The organism is Pseudomonas sp. PB106 (genome assembly GCF_009764645.1).
Classification (GTDB): Bacteria; Pseudomonadota; Gammaproteobacteria; order Pseudomonadales; family Pseudomonadaceae; genus Aquipseudomonas.
Window position 1 is genome coordinate 1 of the sequence record NZ_RWIM01000175.1, and the last position, 4,357, is coordinate 4,357.

At 60.9% G+C, this 4,357-nt stretch carries 4 protein-coding genes and 2 pseudogenes; 5 read left to right on the plus strand and 1 reads right to left on the minus strand.

The window, feature by feature from the left end:
* The 3 genes and pseudogenes from EJA71_RS27445 to EJA71_RS27880 all read left to right on the plus strand — a co-directional run.
* Positions 1 to 244 (plus strand): hypothetical protein (locus tag EJA71_RS27445; RefSeq protein ID WP_218576490.1); only part of this gene is annotated, 244 nt, incomplete at its 5' end.
* Positions 222 to 998, plus strand: a pseudogene (locus EJA71_RS27875) (cache domain-containing protein); the annotation flags it as partial. The gene EJA71_RS27445 and the pseudogene EJA71_RS27875, both read left to right, overlap by 23 nt.
* A gap of 312 nt (positions 999 to 1,310) precedes the next feature.
* A pseudogene (locus EJA71_RS27880) lies at positions 1,311 to 1,904 on the plus strand (methyl-accepting chemotaxis protein); the annotation flags it as partial.
* Positions 1,905 to 2,039: 135 nt separating this feature from the next.
* Here the strand turns inward: EJA71_RS27880 and EJA71_RS22635 are convergent.
* On the minus strand, positions 2,040 to 2,978 hold the full coding sequence (locus tag EJA71_RS22635; protein WP_158959740.1) for a LysR family transcriptional regulator: 939 nt from the start codon (positions 2,976 to 2,978) through the stop codon (positions 2,040 to 2,042).
* A 110-nt stretch (positions 2,979 to 3,088) separates the two neighbouring features.
* On the opposite strand from EJA71_RS22635, the gene EJA71_RS22640 reads away from it, so the two are divergent.
* The gene (locus EJA71_RS22640) at positions 3,089 to 3,574 is read left to right on the plus strand and encodes a DMT family transporter (RefSeq protein ID WP_158959741.1); all 486 of its coding nucleotides are present in this window, start codon (positions 3,089 to 3,091) and stop codon (positions 3,572 to 3,574) included.
* A 2-nt stretch (positions 3,575 to 3,576) separates the two neighbouring features.
* Positions 3,577 to 4,032 carry a DMT family transporter gene (locus tag EJA71_RS22645; protein ID WP_158959742.1) on the plus strand — a complete coding sequence of 152 codons (456 nt, stop codon included), beginning with the start codon at positions 3,577 to 3,579 and terminating at the stop codon, positions 4,030 to 4,032.
* The last annotated feature ends 325 nt before the right edge of the window (positions 4,033 to 4,357 follow it).

A 4,357-nucleotide genomic window follows, 5' to 3' on the forward strand; every position in this document is an offset into this window, starting at 1 on the left:
GGCACGGGGAATGCCGACAATGCTGATGCTGGCACAGGGAAATCATGTTGCGAACGCGCAACGCCTGGCGTGCTCAAGGAGAATCCTCATGTCGTATTCCCAAATGGTTAAAAAATTCAAAGCCGAAGGCTGCGATCTTTTTTTGCGGGTTCAACTTTTGCTTTTGCGTGCCGTTAAAGCCTTTAACCACGCCAATAAAATCAAAAGAGTGAGCCCCTACAATGCGCCTGAGCCTCAAGGCTAAAGTCCTGTCCCTCGCCGTTCTTCCGGTGTTGCTCTTTGCGCTGGTCATCAGTCTGACCACGCTGTTCATCCTCCAGGAACAAGCACACAAAGAGGTCGAACAGACCCGCGAGCGCCTGCTCAGCGACGCCAAAGCCACCCTGCAAAGTTACGTTGCGGTGGCCATGACCACGATCAAACCGCTGTACGACGCTGCCGCCCCCGGTGACAACGAGGCACGCGCGCAGGCGATCAAATTGCTCTCCGGCATTCGCTACGGCAAGGATGGCTACTTCTTCGGCTACGACTCCGAGACCGTGCGCCTGTTCAAAGCCAACGATCCCGACGGCGTGGGCAAAAGCTTCAAGGACAACCGCGACCCCAACGGCGTTTACGTCAACCAGGGGCTGGTCAAAGTCGCGAAGGACGGCACCCACTATCTGCAATACAGCTCGCCGCTGCCGGGCAACGCGCAGGTGCTGGTGCCGAAACTCGGTTACACCGAATACCTGGCGAGGTGGGACATGGCGGTCGGCACCTCGGTCAACCTCGACGGCATCGAAGCGCAAGTGGCGCTGGTCGAAGCACAGGTGCAGGAGCGCATGCAAGGCGTGGTGCTGAGCATCGTCGGCGTGGCGGTGGTGGTGTTGTTGGTGATTGCGGCGGCGGGGATGTTGCTAGCCAATACCATTCTGCGTCCGCTGACGTTGATGAAAGCCAACCTCGACGACATCGCCGCAGGTGAGGGCGATCTGACCCGCCGCCTGAACATCACCAGTCAGGACGAACTCGGCGAACTGGCCGGTTCGTTCAACCGCTTCGTCGACAAGATCCACGGCCTGGTGCGGCAGATCACCGAAATGACCACGCAACTCACCGGGCTGGTGACGCAGGTTTCAGATCAGGCGCAGCGCTCGGATCAAGCGATGGAGCGTCAGCGCCACGAGACCGATCAGGTTGCCACGGCGATCAACGAGATGTCTGCCGCCGCACAGGAAGTGGCCAAGAGCGCGCAGAACGCCGCCGTCGCCGCCCAGCAGACCGACGAAGAAGGGCAGAGCGCCAAGCGTGTGGTGGCCGGCAGCATCAAACAGATTCATGCGCTGGTCGATGACATCCGCAGCAGCGGTGTGTCACTCGACAGTCTGCAGCAGGACGTGAGTTCGATTGTCGGCGTGCTCGCGGTGATTCGTTCGATCGCCGAGCAGACCAACCTGCTGGCGCTGAACGCCGCAATCGAAGCGGCGCGCGCTGGCGAGGCCGGACGCGGCTTTGCCGTGGTCGCGGACGAGGTGCGGGCGTTGGCCAGCCGCACGCAGATCAGCACCCAGGAAATTCAAGGCATGATCGATCGGTTGCAGGCGGGCACGCAGCAAGCGGTCGAGGCGATGCGCCGCTCCAGCGAGGCTGGTGACGGCACTTCGCAACAGGCCAATCAGGCCGGGGCTTCGCTGGATGCGATGGCCTCGTTGATTGCGACGATCAACTCAATGAACGCGCAGATCGCCAGCGCGGCGGAAGAGCAGACGGCGGTGGCCGAAGAGATCAACCGCAGCGTGCATCAGATTGCGGTGGCGGTGGATAACGTCGCCGATGAAACGCAGTTGGGCGCGCAGACCTCGCGGAGTCTGGCTGAGCTGGGGCAGCGCTTGGGCAAACTTGTGGGCCAGTTCCGCATCTGACGCGCTGTTCAGATCCACATAAATCCTTGTGGGAGCTGGCTTGCCAGCGATGGCGTCCGGTCAGTCGACATCAATGTCAGATGTTCCGGCCTCATCGCTGGCAAGCCAGCTCCCACAGGGATTGTGGTGTTTGATCTACTTCGGTCTATCCCAATAGGGCACTTCGCCGAAGCACTCAATGAAGAAGTCGATGACCGTGCGCACCTTCACGGACAGCCTGCGACTCCCCGGCCACAGCACTGCAATCTGCTGCGGCTCCAGACTGTTCGACACCTGATAGTCCCCCAGCACCGGCACCAGCGTGCCTTCACGCACCGCTTCACCAATCAACCACGACGGAAACATCACCAGCCCCAAACCCTGTTCGGCAGCTTGGGTGAGGGTGTCGGCGTGGTTGCCAGTGATCGGGCCTTTCACCGAGTAGGGCGTCCAGTCCTCACCCTCGCGGCGGAAAAACCAGCGCTGCAGACCGGCCGCGCCTTTGTAGGCCAGGCACTGGTGCTGGGCGAGGTCGTCGGGCTGTTGCGGTGTGCCGTGGCGCTTGAGATACGCCGGGCTGGCGGCGACCTGAAAGCGGTGCGGCGCCAGAATCCGCGCCTGCATGCTTGAGTCGTGCAGCGCGCCGATGCGAAACAGCAAGTCCGCGCCTTCCTGCAACGGATCGACGTAGTGGTCGGTCTGCTGGATATCCAGTTGCAGCTTCGGATAGCGCGCGCACAACTGGCCCAGCCATGGGGTCAGGTGGCGTTGGCCGAACACCACGGGGGCGTTGATGCGCACCAGCCCTGTGGGTTCGCTTTGCTGTTCCTGCAACGCCTGTTCGGCTTCCTCCAATTGCACCAGCACCAGCCGCGCATGATGGCCGAGCATGCGCCCGGCCTCGGTGGGCGTGACGGCGCGGGTGTGACGGTAGAGCAATTGCTGATTGAGCGCCTGTTCCATCAGCTGAATCTGCCGCGAGATCGACGAGGGCGCCACGCCTTCGCGACGGGCGACTTCGGAAAAGCTGCCGTGGTCGAGCACGGCGACAAACAGTCGTAGTGCCTTGAATCCGAGTTCGTTGAGCCCGTGCATGGTCTGTCCTGCTGTGCGTGTTGCGCAAAAGTGTTGTCCGGATGCTCCCATTTATCGCACAGCGACACCAGCCGATAATCCGCGCCTTCGTTAATCTGTGGAAGTTGGTTATGCAAACGTTGGATGAAGCGGCTGTTGAAGCGCCGGTGGCGAGGTCATGGTTGCGCTTGTTGCTGCTGCCGCTGGTGATTCTGGCGGGCATGGGCTTGTCGGTGGAGGCGGGGTTGCTCGGGCCGTTGGGTGTGCAGGTCGGGCACCTGTGGGCGACGTTGAGCATTTTTGGCGTGGGCTCGGCGATTCTGTTTTTGCTGCTTCTATTCGCCGGCCCGCAGAAAGGCCCGGCGCTGAACACGTTGCCGCGCTGGCAGTTGATCGGCGGCTTTCTTGGGCCGATCTACGTGGTGGTACTGACGCTGGCCACGCCGCACATCGGCATTGCCATGACGATGATCGCGATCCTCTCGGGGCAGGTCGGCAAGAGTGTGTTGATCGACCATTTCGGCTGGTTCGGCGCGGCGCGCAAGAAGGTCAACGCTGAGCGCTGGCTGGCGTTGGGGTTGATTGTGGCGGCACTTGTTCTGATTGCTCGGGGTTGATGATGAGTCTGATTATTTTGTTGGCCGTGGTCGTCGCGGCAGGCGCGGTTTTGAGTGTGCAGGCGGCGATCAATGGGCGTTTGGGTGAATCCGTTGGGGTGTTGCGCAGCAGTCTGCTGACGTTTGCCGTTGGGGCGGTGGTGACCGGGTTGCTGATTTTGTTTTTCGAACCGGCGCATGCGGTGGGGTTGCTTGATGTGCCGAAGTGGCAGCTCAGCGGGGCGCTGTTTGGCGTGGTGTACATGATTGTCATGGTCGGCGCGGTGCCACGGGTTGGCACGGCGGTGGCGACGGTGGCGGTGATTGTCGGGCAGTTGGGGATGGGGATGTTGATCGATAATTTTGGTTGGCTCGGTAATCCGGCGATTGAGCTTTCTGGTTCGCGGATTCTGGCGATGGTTTGTTTGGCGTTGGCTTTGGTGTTTATGTATCGGAGTAGTGTGCGTTCGGTTGATTGATTGATTGATTGATTGATTGATTGATTGATTGATTGGGTTTGGGGGCATATCCGTTGCTGCGGTGACGGCTGCTTAGGGTTCCGCCCTTACGGCGGGTCACTTTTTCCAGACGCCGAAAAAGTAACCAAAAAGGCTTGCTCCTACGTTCGGCCCGCTCGCTGGGGCTCGGGGTTCCTTCGCTGCGGGATCGATCCGGGGGCAGCGCCTCCGGTTTGCTTCGCTGCACCTCCTCTCGCTGTGTTTGGCTGCGCCAAACGGTCGCTGCGCTCCCACCCCCGGATCAATCCCTCCACTCAGCCTTCCGACGTCGCCTTACAGATCAAAA